The following is a 14,869-nucleotide window of genomic DNA, read 5'->3' as shown; positions in this document are numbered from 1 at the left end:
CCGGTGGCCGGTTCCCTTCGCGCGCTGCGGCGGCGCATCCGGTCCACCCAGTCGACGAAGAAGATCTTCTCGGCCCAGGAGCTGATCGCCGGCGCCCGCATCGTGCGCGCCCAGGCCCGGGTGGAGGCGTCCAAGCCGTACGCCCGGGAGATCACCCGGGTGCTGTCCGCGCTGGCGTCGTCGGCCTCGCTCGAGCACCCGCTGCTCACCGAGCGGCAGGCGACCCGGCGGGCCGCGGTCCTGGTGGTCACCTCCGACCGCGGGTTCGCCGGCTCGTACAACGTGAACGTGCTGCGGCGGACCGAGGAGCTGCTGTCGCTGCTGCGGCAGGAGGGCAAGGAGCCGCAGGTCTACGTCATCGGCCGCAAGGGGGAGACCTACTACTCCTTCCGCAACCGGCCGGTGGTGCAGACCTTCACCGGGTTCTCCGAGCAGCCGGCCTATCCCGACGCCCAGGAGGTCGGGCGCGTCCTCATCGACGCGTTCACCGCCGGGGCGGACGACGCGGACGGCGGCCCGGGTCCTCACGGCGTGGCCGGCGTGGACGAGCTGCACATCGTCTACACCGAGTTCCGGTCGCTGCTCGCACAGGTCCCGGTCGCCAAGCGGCTGGCCCCGCTGGAGGTCGAGGAGGTCGAGGAGTTCGACTTCGAGCGGGAGGACCGCGAGGCCGGCCGCACCGGCGACTCCGGCGTCCCCACCTCGTACGAGTTCGAGCCCTCGGCCGACGCGCTGCTCGACGCGCTGCTGCCGAAGTACGTCACCACCCGCATCTACGCGGCGCTGCTCGAGGCCGCGGCCTCCGAGTCGGCGTCGCGGCGGCGGGCGATGAAGTCGGCCTCGGACAACGCCGAGGAGCTGGCGAAGAACCTCTCGCGCCAGGCCAACCAGGCGCGCCAGGCCGAGATCACCCAGGAGATCAGCGAGATCGTCGGTGGCGCCGACGCGCTGGTCGCAGCCAACGCCGACGACTGACCACCCCGGTCCCCGCCCGAGGCGGGGGCCGCAGGATCTCCGATCCACCTGACCGAGGAGCCCCCCTCATGACCGTCACCGAGGACCGTCCGACCACCCAGACGACCGGCCGCGTCGTCCGGGTCACCGGGCCGGTCGTCGACGTCGAGTTCCCGCGCGACGCGATGCCCGACCTGTTCAACGCCCTGCACGTCGACGTGACCCTCGCCGACCTGGGCAAGACGCTGACCCTCGAGGTCGCCCAGCACCTGGGCGACAACGTGGTCCGCACCATCTCCATGGCCCCGACCGACGGTCTGGTCCGCGGCGCCGAGGTCCGGGACACCGGAGGCTCCATCAGCGTCCCGGTGGGCAACGAGGTCACCGGGCACGTGTTCAACGCCCTCGGTGAGTGCCTCGACAAGCCCGGCTACGGCCAGGACCTGCCGCGCTGGTCGATCCACCGGCACGCGCCGCGGTTCGACCAGCTCGAGGGCCGCACCGAGCTGCTCGAGACCGGCATCAAGGTCATCGACCTGCTCACCCCGTACGTGGCCGGCGGGAAGATCGGCCTGTTCGGCGGCGCCGGCGTGGGCAAGACCGTGCTGATCCAGGAGATGATCCGCCGGGTCGCCCAGGAGTTCGGTGGCGTGTCGGTGTTCGCCGGCGTCGGCGAGCGCACCCGTGAGGGCAACGACCTCATCACCGAGATGACCGAGTCCGGCGTCATCGAGTCCACCGCGCTGGTCTTCGGCCAGATGGACGAGCCACCGGGCACCCGGCTGCGGGTGGCGCTGTCGGCGCTGACGATGGCGGAGTACTTCCGCGACGAGCAGAACCAGGACGTGCTGCTCTTCATCGACAACATCTTCCGGTTCACCCAGGCCGGGTCCGAGGTGTCCACGCTGCTGGGCCGCATGCCCTCCGCCGTGGGTTACCAGCCGACCCTCGCCGACGAGATGGGCGAGCTGCAGGAGCGGATCACCTCGACGCGGGGTCACTCGATCACCTCGCTGCAGGCGATCTACGTGCCCGCCGACGACATCACCGACCCGGCGCCGCACACCACCTTCGCCCACCTCGACGCGACGACGGTGCTCTCCCGGCCGATCTCGGAGAAGGGCATCTACCCGGCCGTCGACCCGCTGGACTCCACCAGCCGGATCCTCGACCCGCAGTACGTCGGGCAGGAGCACTACCAGGTCGCGCAGACGGTGAAGCAGATCCTCCAGCGCTACCAGGAGCTGCAGGACATCATCGCGATCCTCGGCATCGACGAGCTCTCCGAGGAGGACAAGGTCACCGTGCAGCGCGCACGGCGGATCGAGCGGTTCCTCTCGCAGAACATGTTCGTGGCCGAGGCATTCACCGGTCAGCCCGGCTCGTTCGTGCCGCTGTCGGAGACCCTCGAGGCCTTCAAGGCGCTCACCGAGGGCAACTACGACCACGTGCCCGAGCAGGCCTTCTTCATGTGCGGTGGGCTCGAGGACCTCGAGCGCAACGCGGAGAAGCTCAAGCGCGGCTGAGGAGGGACCCGTCCTCCTCACCCCCCGCACGCTCGGGGTGAGCCTCTGGACGGGGCCACACCACGTCACGGCCGGGGGTCCCTGCGGGGACACCCGGCCGTCGTGCGTCCGGGGGTACGCCTCACGTGAGGGACCGCTCACGGACGGTCGGGACGGGCCAGGGCGTGGCGCGCGAGGTGGTTGACGTACCCGGCGTCGTGGGCAGGTGCCTTCCGGGCGCACCTCAAGAGCGGGAGCCTTGCTGCCGATCGGAGAGGGTGGCGCCCGGAGGGACCGGACGCGTCGTGTGGGAGAAGACCATGGAGTGGCTGGACGCGACCAGCACCGACGGCACGGTGACCCGCCTGCCGGCCGGGACCGCCGATCCAGGGTGGACCTGGCCGTCGACGTCCGTACCGCACGTGCACGACATCGCCTACGACACCGAGGAGTGGGCGCCCGCCTCGACGGTGCGGCACCCGTGGGTCCGCGTCGGTCGCTGGACCCTGCTCTACCGCCGCGCCGCCTAGACCCCGACCGGGTCCGCCGCCCGGCCGGGTGACCGCCGGACGGCCCGCGCCGGGTGCCCCGGGTCCCGCGGCTAGAGTGGGCGACGACCGTCGCCGTGCCCGCTTCCCGGCCGGCGTCCCAGCACCGCCCGTCGGTGGACCCGGAGGAGTGTCGTGGCGACCCTGCAGGTCGAGTTGGTGGCCGTCGAGCGGACCATCTGGTCCGGTGAGGCGAGCATGGTCATCGCCCGCACCACCGAGGGCGAGATCGGCGTCCTGCCCGGCCACGCCCCGCTGCTCGGCGAGCTCGCCCCCGGTGGCGTGGTCACCGTCCGGACCACCGAGGGCCCGGACATGGTCGTCGCCGCGCACGGCGGCTTCCTGTCGGTGACGCCGAAGGGCGTGTCCATCCTCGCCGAGACCGCGGAGATCTCCTCCGAGATCGACGTCGAGCGGGCCCGCGAGGCGCTGCGCCGCGCCGAGTCCGCCGGCGACGACCCCGAGGCCCTCGCCGCCGCCCGCCGCGCCCAGTCCCGCCTGCGGGCCGCCGGACAGGCCGACTGACCCGACCGGACGCGCCCGCCCCAGCCGACGGTGACCACCGCCCTGCTCGTGCTCGCCGGGGTGCTGGTCGTCGTCCTGGTGGTCGCCTTCCTCATCCGCCGCCGGCTGCTGCTCTCGGGCCTGGGCGCGGTGACGATGTGGCTGCGCCCGGCCGGCAGCTCCCGGTGGTCGGTGGGCGTCGCCTGGTACGGGGGAGAGGCGCTGCTCTGGTACCGCGCGCTGTCGCTGTCGGTCCGCCCGCAGCAGCGGCTGTGCCGCACCGAGGTGCAGGTGGAGGGCCGGCGCCCGCCGGGCCGGGACGACGTCGCCCTGCCCGACGACGCGGTCGTCCTGACCTGCGTCACCGGCAGCGGCCGCAAGGAGCTGGCCATGGACCCCTCCACGGTGACGGGGTTCCTCTCCTGGGTGGAGTCGGCGCCGCCCGTGCACTGAGGGCCGGCGTCACCCCCGCGCGGCCCGCTGGGCGTGGACGCCGCTGTGCGCGCCGGGCGCCCACAGCACGTCGCCGTCGGGGTTGGCCTCGCGGGCGAGGATGAACAGCAGGTCCGAGAGCCGGTTGAGGTAGCGGGCGGTCTCCGAGTTGGTGCGCTCGCCGTCGGCCGCCAGCAGCGCCCACACGCTGCGCTCGGCCCGCCGGACGACCACCCGCGCCTGGTGCAGCAGCGCCGCCAGCGGCGTGCCGCCGGGCAGCACGAAGCTGGTGAGCTTCGGCAGCGCCTCGTTGTGCTCGTCGCAGGCGGCCTCGAGCCGCTCGGTGTAGGCGGCGGTCACCCGCAGCGGCGGGTGCGCGGGGTCGGGCACCACGGGCGCGGACAGGTCGGCGCCGACGTCGAACAGGTCGTTCTGCACGCTGCGCACGAGCCCGGCCAGCTCCGGTGACGGCGCCCCCAGCGCCAGGGCCACGCCGAGCGCGCTGTTGGCCTCGTCGACGTCGGCGTAGGCGACCAGCCGCGGGTCGGTCTTGGCCACCCGGCTCATGTCGCCCAGGTGCGTCTGCCCGGCGTCACCGGTCTTCGTGTAGATGCGGGTGAGCCGGACGGTCATGGAGCGAGCGTAGGACGCTGCCCGGAGCCGCCCGCGCACCCGCCGTAGGGTGGTCGGGTGCAGTGCTTCGAGGTGACCGGCGGCACCGCCCTCAGGGGCCAGGTACGGGTCACGGGGGCGAAGAACAGTGCCCTCAAGCTCATGGCGGCCGCGCTCCTGGCCTCCGGGCGGACGACGATCGACGAGGTCCCCGACATCCTCGACGTCGCGATCATGAGCGAGGTGCTGCGCCGCCTCGGCTGCGGCGTCAGCTACGAGCGCTCGGGGCAGCCCGGGGGCGGCGGCCGGGTCGTCGTCGACGTGCCGGAGGACCCGGCGACCGAGACCGACTACGACCTGGTCCGCAGGATGCGCGCCTCGATCAGCGTGCTCGGCCCGCTGGTCGCCCGCTGCGGCAGCGCCCGGGTGGCGCTGCCCGGCGGTGACGCGATCGGCTCCCGCGGCCTGGACATGCACATCTCCGGCCTGGAGCGGCTCGGCGCCTCGATCCACAGCGAGCACGGCTTCCTCGTCGCCTCCGCGCCGCGGCTGGCGGGCACGTCGATCTGGCTGGACTTCCCGTCGGTCGGTGCCACGGAGAACCTGCTCATGGCCGCGGTCCTGGCCGAGGGGACGACGGTCATCGACAACGCCGCCCGCGAGCCGGAGATCGTCGACATCTGCTCGATGCTCACCGCCATGGGCGCCCGCATCGACGGCGCGGGCACCTCCACGCTCACCGTCGAGGGCGTCGACGCGCTGTCCCCGGTGACCTACTCGACGGTGCCGGACCGGATCGTCGCCGGGACGTGGGCGATCGGCGCGGTGATGACCCGCGGCGATGTCGTCGTGGAGCGGGCCGTCCCCGACCACCTCGCCGTCCCGCTGGACAAGCTGGTGAGCGCCGGGGCCACCGTGGAGGTCGTCGAGAACGGCGTCCGGGTCGCCATGGACGAGCGGCCGCGCGGCGTCGACGTCGTCACCCTGCCGTTCCCCGGGTTCCCGACCGACCTGCAGCCGATGGCGGTCGCGCTGGCCGCGGTGTCCACCGGCACGGCGCTGATCACCGAGAACGTGTTCGAGGGCCGGTTCATGTTCGTCAACGAGCTGGTGCGCCTGGGCGCCGACGTGCGCATCGACGGCCACCACGCGGTCGTCCGCGGGCGGGAGCGGCTGTCGTCGGCGCCCGTGCTGGCCACCGACATCCGCGCCGGCGCCGGGCTGGTGCTCGCCGGCCTGCTGTCCGACGGCGTCACCGAGGTGCAGGACGTGCACCACGTCGACCGCGGCTACCCGGACTTCGTCGAGCAGCTGCGCGGCCTGGGCGTGCGGATCGAGCGGGTCGAGCGCCCGAGCGACCTCTAGGCCGCGGGAAAGGAGGACGCCAGCGCGCGGGCGCGGTCGGCGTCCTCGGGGAAGACCAGCACGTCGGCGCGGTGCGCCTCGGGGAAGCGGACCGTCGAGCGGATTCCCGCGTCGGAGAGCACCGCGCGCAGCGCCAGCGCCGACTCGCGGCGGGACAGGGTGGCGACCCGGGTGAGCAGGCCGTCGTCGGTGGGCGAGGGACGGCTCCGGCGCATGCCCCCGGTGGAGCTCCCGCCGAAGGCCCAGCGCATGAAGAGGGCGAGCAGCACCATGACGACGATCGCGATGACCGGTCCGGCGATGTAGCTCAGACTGCCCGGCTGGAGCACGGCGCCTCCCCTCGGCGGGCGGCGTCCGGGCCCTGACCGGCCCGGTCGCACGCGATCGAGTGTGCCACCGCGGGGCTCCCGGACCGGTGCTGCTACTCACCGGTAACCCCCTTACACTCCGCTGGCATGCCGTTCCCTTCATCGCCGAAGGAGCGCGACCGTCCCTGGGTCATGCGCACCTACGCCGGCCACTCCTCGCCGGCCGAGTCCAACGCGCTCTACCGCCGGAACCTGGCGAAGGGGCAGACCGGCCTGTCGGTCGCCTTCGACCTGCCGACGCAGACCGGCTACGACCCCGACGACGAGCTCGCCGTCGGTGAGGTCGGCAAGGTCGGCGTCCCCGTCACGCACATCGGCGACATGCGGGCGCTGTTCGACGGCATCCCGCTCGACGAGATGAACACGTCGATGACGATCAACGCCACCGCCATGTGGCTGCTCGCGCTCTACCAGGCGGTCGCCGAGGAGCACGGGCACGACGTCGCGAAGCTCGCCGGGACGACGCAGAACGACATCATCAAGGAGTACCTGTCGCGCGGGACCTACGTGTTCCCGCCCGGGCCCTCGATGCGGCTGATCACCGACATGGTCGCCTACACCGTGACGGCGATGCCGAAGTGGAACCCGATCAACATCTGCAGCTACCACCTGCAGGAGGCCGGGGCGACGCCGGTGCAGGAGATCGCCTACGCGATGAGCACCGCGATCGCCGTCCTGGACTCGGTGCGCGATTCCGGCCAGGTGCCGCAGGAGCGCTTCGGCGAGGTGGTCGCGCGCATCTCCTTCTTCGTCAACGCGGGCGTCCGCTTCGTCGAGGAGATGTGCAAGATGCGCGCCTTCACCCAGCTCTGGGACGAGCTGACCCAGGAGCGCTACGGCGTGCAGGACCCCAGGCACCGGCGGTTCCGGTACGGCGTGCAGGTCAACTCCCTGGGCCTCACCGAGGCGCAGCCGGAGAACAACGTGCAGCGGATCGTGCTCGAGATGCTCGCCGTCACGCTGTCCAAGGACGCCCGCGCCCGCGCGGTGCAGCTGCCGGCGTGGAACGAGGCGCTGGGCCTGCCCCGGCCGTGGGACCAGCAGTGGTCGCTGCGGCTGCAGCAGGTGCTCGCCTACGAGACCGACCTGCTCGAGTACGACGACCTGTTCACCGGGTCGGTCGTGGTGGAGCGCAAGGTCGCCGAGCTCGTCGAGGGCGCCCGCGCCGAGATCGCCCGGGTGCAGGAGATGGGTGGGGCGGTGGCCGCCGTCGAGTCCGGCTACATGAAGGGCCAGCTGGTCGCCTCGCTGGCCGAGCGGCGGCGCCGGATGGAGAGCGGGGACGACGTCGTCGTCGGCGTGAACCGGTTCGACAGCACCGAGCCCAACCCGCTGACGGCGGACCTCGACACCGCGATCATGGTCGTCGACCCGGCCGTGGAGGCGGCCGCGAAGGAGGCCGTGCAGCGGTGGCGGGCCGAGCGCGACCCGGCGCCGGTGGAGGCCGCGCTGGCCGCGCTGCGCGAGGCCGCCGGCAGCGACGTCAACCTCATGGAGGCGACCCTGCGGTGCGCCCGCGCGGGCGTGACGACGGGGGAGTGGGCCGGCGTCCTGCGCGAGGTGTTCGGCGAGTACCGCGCCCCCACCGGCGTCGCCGCGGCCACCGGCGGCGGTGAGGCCGACGAGACGCTGGTGCGGGTCCGGGAACGGGTGCGCGCGACCGGTGAGGAGCTGGGCGGGCGGCTGCGGTTCCTGGTCGGCAAGCCCGGCCTCGACGGGCACTCCAACGGCGCCGAGCAGATCGCCGTCCGCGCCCGCGACGCCGGGTTCGAGGTGGTCTACCAGGGCATCCGGCTCACGCCCGCGCAGATCGTGTCGGCCGCGGTCGAGGAGGACGTGCACGTCGTCGGGCTGTCGGTGCTGTCCGGTTCGCACCTGCAGGTGGTGCCGGCGGTGCTGCGGGGCCTGCGGGAGGCGGGCCTGGACGACGTCCCGGTCGTCGTCGGCGGGATCATCCCCGACAGCGACGCCCGCCGGCTGCGCGAGCAGGGCGTGGCCCGGGTGTTCACGCCCAAGGACTTCGGGCTCACCGACATCATGGGCCAGGTCGTCGACGTGATCCGCGAGGCGAACGGCCTCGACGAGAAGGTGCCCGCCTCCGTGTGAGGGCCCGGCCGGCGCCGGTCAGACCGGCGCCGGCCGGCCGAACAGGTGGCCCTGGCCGTAGCGGACGCCGCGGGCGAGCAGGGCGTCGCGCTCGGCGGTGGTCTCGATGCCCTCGGCCACCAGCGTGGCGCCGGTGTCGGCGGCGAAGGCCACCATTGCCGCGGTCATCGCCTGCCGGGCCGGGTCGACGTCGACCCCGCTGACCAGCGCGATGTCGAGCTTGATGGTGTCCGGCCGCAGCCGCAGGATGTGCCGCAGGCTCGCGTAGCCGGCACCGGCGTCGTCGATGCTGAGCCGGATCCCGGCCGCCCGCAGCGGCGCCAGCGCGCCCAGGACCGGCCCGTAGTCCGCGATCGGGCTGTGCTCGGTGATCTCCACGGTCAGCGCCGTCCGCCGGACGCCGCCGAGGAGCGCCTCGCCGACCTCGGGGGACAGCAGCGCCTCGGGGGAGAGGTTGACCGCCAGCCGCAGGCCCCGCGGCAGCCGGTCCCCGGCCTCCAGCGCGGCGTGCACGGCCAGCAGCTCCAGGTCCACGCCCAGGCCGACGACGGCGGCGTCGGCGAACAGCGTCGCCGGGCCGCCCTCGCTGCCGGGGAAGCGGGACAGCGCCTCGTGCGCGACGACGGTGCCGCTGTGCATGTCGACGACCGGCTGGACGTGCACCTCCACCGCGCGCCGCTCGAGGACGTCGCAGACCCGCGCGCGCCGGGCGGCCAGCTCGGCCTCGGCGGCCTCCTCGGCGGTCAGCCGCTCGCCGATCAGCTCGGCGAGCATCTCCACCGTCCGCACCGACGAGCCGTCCAGCTGCTCCCCGGCGTCCCGGCTGATGCAGCACAGCATCCCGAGCGGGCGTCGGTCGTCGCCGCGCACCGGGGCGCCGACGTAGGAGCCGATCCCCAGCTGCCGGGTGACCGCGAGCTCGCGGGTGACCGGGTTGCGGTCGGCCCCGGTGACCAGCGGCGGCAGCTGGCCGGACAGCACCCGCACGCAGAAGGACTCCTCGAGCGGCATCGACATGCCCTCGGAGACGTTCATGGCGCCGAGCTCGCCGGTGGCCGAGGCGATCTCCTGGCGGTCCTGGGTGAACACCGACAGCCAGGCGACGTCCATCCCGAGCCGGGCGCGCGCGAGGTCGAGCAGGCGGTGCACCCAGTCCTCGCCGGCGTCGTCGGTCGTCGGGTCGGCCGTCGCCACGGGCTGCGGTGCTCCCACCCGGGCAGTGTCGCCGCTGGGCGCCGTCTTGCCCAGGGGGTTGCGGAACGGCTCCGTGCGTCAGACGCGGGGGCCGAAGCGGACGTCGACGCCGGGGGAGAACAGCACGCTGTCCGGCGGGCCGCCGACAGCGGGCAGCCCGGCCGCGGCGAGCAGGTCGCCGTCCCAGGTCAGGAGCTCGGCGCGGTGCAGCGGCCAGGCCGGGTGCTCGTTGGGCCAGTAGCGCGTGCGGCCCCGGCTCGTCTGGTGCAGCCCCCAGCGGCCGGTCAGGAAGCGCTCCAGCGGACCGGGCCGCTCCAGCCGCGGGCCCACCCGCACCTCGACCCGGCCGCCGGCGCCGCGCGGCCCGGGCCAGCGCCGCCGGCAGGTGTAGGTCAGCAGGTCGCCGTCGCGGGTCAGGCGCATCCGCGACCACAGGTAGGGCAGCCCCGCGGCGCGGGCGACCAGGACCGGGAGCAGCCGGTCGGCGTCGAGGGACGCGAAGACGACGCCGCGCCGGCCCTGCCCGTCCACGGAGTACAGCCGCACGTTGGTCTCGAGGAACGAGCCGACCCAGGGCAGGCCGGGCGAGCCGAGGACGCCGATGCGGCGCATGCGGAAGGGCACCAGCCCCACCCAGCTGCGCCCGTCCGGGGTGGTGTCCGGCCGGGTGCCCGGCGGGAGCAGCGGCGCGACGACGTCCGGGTCGACCGCCCAGTGCAGGAACGCGACGTCCCGCCAGCCCTGGGTGAACAGCGTCCGCCCGGCGGCGCGGGGCGCGGTGTCGGTGACCTCCTCGGCGTCCACCCCTCCAGCGTCCCCAGCCGCGTTGCCCCGGACCGGCCGTCCGTGGTGAGGTCGGTCACGTGACCGCCGAGGGAGCTCCCCGCGTCGAGCGCGACGGCGACGTCGTCCGCATCACCATGTGCCGCCCGCAGCGGCGCAACGCGCTGTCCCGCGACCACCTCACCCAGCTGCTGGCCGCCGTCACCGACGCCGGCGGCACCGACGCGGCGGGCATCGTCCTCGGCGCGGAGGGGCCGGTGTTCAGTGCCGGGCACGACTTCCGGGACGTCGTCGACCGGCCGGTGACCGAGGTGCGCAGCCTGCTCGCGCTGTGCACCGAGGTGATGCAGACGCTGCAGGACGTGCCGCAGGTCGTCGTCGCGCGGGTGCACGCCCTGGCCACCGCCGCGGGCTGCCAGCTGGTCGCCTCCTGCGACCTCGCGGTGGCCGCGGAGTCGGCCGGCTTCGCCGCCCCGGGCGGCAAGGGCGGCTGGTTCTGCCACACGCCGATGGTGGCGATCGCCCGCAACGTCGGCCGCAAGCGGGCGATGGAGCTCGCGCTCACCGGCGACGTCATCGACGCGCGCACCGCGCTGGACTGGGGGCTGGTCAACCGGGTCGTGCCCGACGGCGAGCTCGACGCCGCCGTCGACGAGCTGATGGCGCGGGCCACCCGCGGCTCGCGGGCGAGCAAGGCGTGGGGCAAGCAGACGATGTACGCCCAGCTCGACCGGACCGAGCGGGACGCCTACGCCGTCGCGGTCGAGGTGATGGCGTCGGCCAGCCAGATCGACGGCGCCCGGGAGGGCATGCGGTCGTTCCTGGAGAAGCGCCCGCCCGCCTGGACCGACTGAGGCCGGGTCAGCCGGTCAGGTCGGCGCAGCCGGTCTCGTGCGGGAGCACCGGCCGGAACGCGACCGACCAGCGCGCGCCGTCGGCGGTGACCCACGGCGTGAGCACGTTCGCCGATGCGGCGGCCGCGAGCACGTCGGCGGCCTGGTGCCCGGTGGCGCTCACGCAGGTCAGGCCGGCGCCCAGCGGCGTGCCGGGCAGCTCGGGACCCGGCCAGGCGACGTCGGGCTGGGGGAACTCCGGGTCGCCGCCGGGATGCGGCTGGACCACCGCGGCGACCGTCTGCGGCACGTAGGACTCCGCCGGGTCCGTGCCGGCCAGGCCGGTGAGCTCGTCGACGAGGTCCCGCAGCCGGGCGCGGGCCTCGGCCTGCTCCGGGGTCAGCGACCCGTCGAACGTCTCGGCCAGCGCGTAGACCTCGCGGACCGCGGTGCCCTCGTCGGTGGTCAGGGTGATGCGGGTGGTGGGCGCGTCGGCCACCGGCGGCTCGCCGAGGTCGGCGTCCTCCGCCACGCCGGCGTCGACGGCGCGGTCGAGCAGGTCGCGGACGGTGGCCTCGCCGACCTCGGTCACCTGCACGTTCGGCAGCGCGGGCGAGGGCCAGATCTCGATCTGCGGACCCTCGGTGAACACCCGGCCGTCGCCGTAGACGGTGACCAGCGGCAGCCGGGTGGCCAGGTCCTCCGGGGGCACGAAGCCGCCGGTGTGCTCGACCTGCAGCACGGGGCCCGCGGGGAGGGGGCCGGGCGACGGCGCCGCGGCGTCGGCCCCGTCCTGCGCGCACCCGGCCAGCGCGAGCGCGCCGGCCAGCAGGGCGGCCGCGCGCACCGTCGACGTCGTCGTCACGGTCCTGCGGACGCGCGACCCGGCTCGGCGGTTCCCGTCGTGACCGGACCGGTACCGTCGGCCCCCGTGCGTCTGGTCATCGCCCGCTGCTCGGTCGACTACATCGGGCGGCTGACCGCCCACCTGCCCATGGCCTCGCGGCTGCTGCTGGTCAAGGCCGACGGCTCGGTGTCGGTGCACGCCGACGACCGCGCCTACAAGCCGCTGAACTGGATGAGCCCGCCGTGCACCCTGAGGGACGAGCTCGTCGACGGGGCCGGCACCTGGACGGTCACCAACAAGGCCGGTGAGCAGCTGGTCATCTCCATCGAGTCGGTCGAGCACGACTCCGCGCACGAGCTGGGCGTGGACCCCGGCCTGCAGAAGGACGGCGTCGAGGCCGAGCTGCAGCGGCTGCTCGCGCTGCACGTGGAGACCTTCGGGCAGGGCTGGTCGCTGGTCCGCCGCGAGTACCCGACGGCGATCGGCCCGGTCGACCTGCTCTGCCGCGACGCCGACGGCCGCACCGTCGCCGTCGAGGTCAAGCGGCGCGGGGAGATCGACGGCGTCGAGCAGCTGACCCGCTACCTCGAGCTGCTCAACCGCGACCCGCTGCTGGCCCCGGTCAAGGGCGTGTTCGCCGCGCAGGAGATCAAGCCGCAGGCGCGGGTGCTCGCCGGCGACCGCGGCATCGAGTGCGTGACCGTCGACTACGCCGTCCTCAAGGGCACCGACGACCCCACCCAGCGGCTGTTCTGATACCGCCACCCACCGCGGGAGGGCCCCGTCCTCCCCACCCTTCGCGAGCTCGGGGCGGGACCCTGGACGGGGCCGGGGAGGGACCTACCGGCCGGTAGCAGGCGCGGGCCGTCCGGGTGGGAGACTGCCCCGGTCAACGCACGGGAGGAGATGGCAGCGTGGCCAGAGAACTGACCGAGGTCGGCGTGGTGGGCCTGGGCACCATGGGTGCGGGCATCGCCGAGGTGCTGGCCCGTGCGGGCCTGTCCGTGACGGCCGTGGAGATCAGCGAGGACGCGCTGAGCCGGGGCCGCGGGCACGTCGAGCAGTCCACCGGCAAGGCGGTCGCGCGCGGCAAGCTCGACGAGGCCGAGCGCGAGGCGATCCTCGGGCGGATCCGGTTCACCACCTCGCTGGAGGACCTCTCCGCCGCCGAGCTGGTCATCGAGGCGGTCCCCGAGCGGATGGAGCTCAAGACCGAGCTGTTCGCCAAGCTGGACAAGATCTGCCCGCCGGACACCATCCTCGCGACCAACACCTCGAGCCTGTCGGTGACCGAGCTGTCGGTGGCCACCGGCCGGCCGAGCAAGGTCATCGGGATGCACTTCTTCAACCCGGCGCCGGTCATGAAGCTCGTCGAGGTCGTGCGCACCGTCGTCACCGAGCCCTCGGTCATCGAGGACGTCGAGGCACTGGCCGAGCGACTGGGCAAGGTCGACGTGACCATCGGCGACAAGGCCGGCTTCATCGCCAACGCGCTGCTGTTCGGCTACCTCAACCACGCGGTCTCCATGTACGAGAACCGCTACGCCAGCCGCGAGGACATCGACGCCGCCATGCGGCTGGGCTGCGGCCTCCCGATGGGCCCGCTGGCGCTCATGGACCTCATCGGCATCGACACCGCCTACGAGATCCTCGACACGATGTACAAGCAGTCGCGCAACCGGCTGCACGCGCCCAGCCCGATCATCAAGCAGATGATGACCGCGGGCCTGCTGGGCCGGAAGTCCGGCCGCGGCTTCTACACCTACGCCCAGCGCGACTCCGCCGAGGTCGTGCCGGACGCGTTCACCCCCGGCGCCGGGCAGGCCGCGGAGGGCGCCCGCCCGGTGTCGAAGGTCGGCGTCGTCGGTTCCGGGACGATGGCCACCGGCATCATCGAGGTCGTCGCCAAGGGCGGCTACGAGGTCGTCTTCGTCGCCCGCACCCTCGACAAGGTCGAGGCCGTGCACACCGCGCTGCGGAAGTCGCTGGACAAGCAGGTGGCCCGCGGGCGGCTCGACGAGGCCGGCCGGGACGAGGTCCTCGCCCGGGTCACCGGCACGGCGTCGCTGGACGACCTCGCCGACGTCGACCTGGCCATCGAGGCCGTCGTCGAGCACCTGGCCACCAAGCAGGCGCTGTTCGCCAACCTCGGCGAGATCTGCAAGCCCGGCGCGGTGCTGGCCACGACGACGTCGAGCCTGCCGGTCATCGAGTGCGCCAAGGCCAGCGAGCGCCCCGCCGACGTCGTCGGCCTGCACTTCTTCAACCCCGCGCCGGTGATGAAGCTGGTCGAGGTGGTCAGCACCATCGCCACCGCCCCCGACGTCGCGGCCACCGCGCACGCGGTCTGCGCCCAGCTCGGCAAGCACGCGGTGTCCTGCACCGACCGGGCCGGGTTCATCGTCAACGCGCTGCTGTTCCCGTACCTGAACGACGCGGTGAAGATGCTCGAGGCGCACTACGCGACCGCCGACGACATCGACGCCGCCATGAAGGTCGGCTGCGGCTACCCGATGGGCCCGTTCGAGCTGCTCGACGTCGTCGGTCTCGACGTCTCGCTGGCCATCGAGCGGGAGCTGTACGTCGAGTTCCGCGAGCCCGGGTTCGCGCCCGCGCCGCTGCTCGAGCACCTGGTCACCGCCGGCTACCTGGGCCGCAAGACCGGCCGCGGGTTCCGGGACTACTCCCGGCGCTGAGGTGCCCCGCAGGGGACGACGGAGCAGCGGGGGGGGGGGGGGGGGGGGGGGGGGGGGGGGGGGGGGGGGGGGGGGGGGGGGGGGGGGGGGGGGGGGGGGGGGGGGGGGGGGGGGGGGGGGGG

15 protein-coding genes are annotated in these 14,869 nt (G+C 74.0%); 10 read left to right on the top strand and 5 right to left on the bottom strand.

Features of this window, described 5'->3' with window-relative positions; all coding sequences use genetic code 11:
• Positions 1-3: 3 nt before the first annotated feature.
• From ACI79L_RS15420 to ACI79L_RS15400, 5 genes are all read left to right on the top strand, one after another.
• Complete coding sequence (locus ACI79L_RS15420) at positions 4-975, top strand: F0F1 ATP synthase subunit gamma (RefSeq protein ID WP_456937645.1); 972 nt, start codon at positions 4-6, stop codon at positions 973-975.
• A gap of 68 nt (positions 976-1,043) precedes the next feature.
• Positions 1,044-2,480: a F0F1 ATP synthase subunit beta gene (gene atpD, locus ACI79L_RS15415; RefSeq protein ID WP_456929340.1), complete on the top strand. Its 1,437-nt coding sequence runs from the start codon at positions 1,044-1,046 to the stop codon at positions 2,478-2,480.
• A 284-nt stretch (positions 2,481-2,764) separates the two neighbouring features.
• Positions 2,765-2,989, top strand: coding sequence for a hypothetical protein (locus ACI79L_RS15410; protein WP_456929341.1), 225 nt, complete (start codon positions 2,765-2,767; stop codon positions 2,987-2,989).
• A gap of 153 nt (positions 2,990-3,142) precedes the next feature.
• The gene (locus ACI79L_RS15405; RefSeq protein ID WP_387992473.1) at positions 3,143-3,532 is read left to right on the top strand and encodes a F0F1 ATP synthase subunit epsilon; all 390 of its coding nucleotides are present in this window, start codon (positions 3,143-3,145) and stop codon (positions 3,530-3,532) included.
• Between the two features lie 30 nt (positions 3,533-3,562).
• Complete coding sequence (locus tag ACI79L_RS15400; protein ID WP_456929342.1) at positions 3,563-3,964, top strand: DUF2550 domain-containing protein; 402 nt, start codon at positions 3,563-3,565, stop codon at positions 3,962-3,964.
• Between the two features lie 9 nt (positions 3,965-3,973).
• Here the strand turns inward: ACI79L_RS15400 and ACI79L_RS15395 are convergent, their stop codons facing one another.
• Positions 3,974-4,576 (bottom strand): cob(I)yrinic acid a,c-diamide adenosyltransferase, encoded by a 603-nt coding sequence (locus ACI79L_RS15395; protein ID WP_456937644.1) that lies wholly within the window; start codon positions 4,574-4,576, stop codon positions 3,974-3,976.
• A 57-nt stretch (positions 4,577-4,633) separates the two neighbouring features.
• Here ACI79L_RS15395 and murA point away from each other — a divergent pair, with 57 nt between their 5' ends.
• Entirely contained in the window at positions 4,634-5,920 is a 1,287-nt protein-coding gene (gene murA, locus ACI79L_RS15390; protein WP_456937643.1) for a UDP-N-acetylglucosamine 1-carboxyvinyltransferase, read from the top strand.
• Here the strand turns inward: murA and ACI79L_RS15385 are convergent.
• The gene (locus ACI79L_RS15385; protein ID WP_456937642.1) at positions 5,917-6,249 is read right to left on the bottom strand and encodes a hypothetical protein; all 333 of its coding nucleotides are present in this window, start codon (positions 6,247-6,249) and stop codon (positions 5,917-5,919) included. The two genes, murA and ACI79L_RS15385, sit on opposite strands and share 4 nt — an antisense overlap.
• A gap of 126 nt (positions 6,250-6,375) precedes the next feature.
• On the opposite strand from ACI79L_RS15385, the gene ACI79L_RS15380 reads away from it, so the two are divergent.
• On the top strand, positions 6,376-8,394 hold the full coding sequence (locus tag ACI79L_RS15380; RefSeq protein ID WP_456937641.1) for a protein meaA: 2,019 nt from the start codon (positions 6,376-6,378) through the stop codon (positions 8,392-8,394).
• 18 nt (positions 8,395-8,412) lie between these two features.
• Here the strand turns inward: ACI79L_RS15380 and ACI79L_RS15375 are convergent, their stop codons facing one another.
• Together ACI79L_RS15375 and ACI79L_RS15370 are read right to left on the bottom strand one after the other, a co-directional pair.
• Positions 8,413-9,606 carry a sensor domain-containing phosphodiesterase gene (locus tag ACI79L_RS15375; protein ID WP_456937640.1) on the bottom strand — a complete coding sequence of 398 codons (1,194 nt, stop codon included), beginning with the start codon at positions 9,604-9,606 and terminating at the stop codon, positions 8,413-8,415.
• Positions 9,607-9,666: 60 nt separating this feature from the next.
• Positions 9,667-10,392: a YqjF family protein gene (locus ACI79L_RS15370; protein ID WP_456937639.1), complete on the bottom strand. Its 726-nt coding sequence runs from the start codon at positions 10,390-10,392 to the stop codon at positions 9,667-9,669.
• A gap of 59 nt (positions 10,393-10,451) precedes the next feature.
• Here ACI79L_RS15370 and ACI79L_RS15365 point away from each other — a divergent pair, with 59 nt between their 5' ends.
• A complete protein-coding gene (locus ACI79L_RS15365) occupies positions 10,452-11,225 on the top strand; it encodes an enoyl-CoA hydratase-related protein (RefSeq protein WP_456937638.1) in 774 nt (257 codons plus the stop codon).
• Between the two features lie 7 nt (positions 11,226-11,232).
• Here ACI79L_RS15365 and ACI79L_RS15360 read toward each other — a convergent pair whose 3' ends face one another.
• Positions 11,233-12,069 (bottom strand): hypothetical protein, encoded by an 837-nt coding sequence (locus tag ACI79L_RS15360; protein ID WP_456937637.1) that lies wholly within the window; start codon positions 12,067-12,069, stop codon positions 11,233-11,235.
• A 66-nt stretch (positions 12,070-12,135) separates the two neighbouring features.
• Here ACI79L_RS15360 and nucS point away from each other — a divergent pair, with 66 nt between their 5' ends.
• Together nucS and ACI79L_RS15350 are read left to right on the top strand one after the other, a co-directional pair.
• Entirely contained in the window at positions 12,136-12,807 is a 672-nt protein-coding gene (gene nucS / locus ACI79L_RS15355; RefSeq protein ID WP_456937636.1) for an endonuclease NucS, read from the top strand.
• Between the two features lie 158 nt (positions 12,808-12,965).
• The gene (locus ACI79L_RS15350) at positions 12,966-14,747 is read left to right on the top strand and encodes a 3-hydroxyacyl-CoA dehydrogenase family protein (protein WP_456937635.1); all 1,782 of its coding nucleotides are present in this window, start codon (positions 12,966-12,968) and stop codon (positions 14,745-14,747) included.
• Positions 14,748-14,869 lie beyond the last annotated feature (122 nt).

This window comes from Geodermatophilus sp. SYSU D00684 (assembly GCF_054050455.1).
The sequence above is the reverse complement of the archived record's forward strand: the minus strand, read 5'-3'. Positions and strand labels throughout refer to the sequence as shown.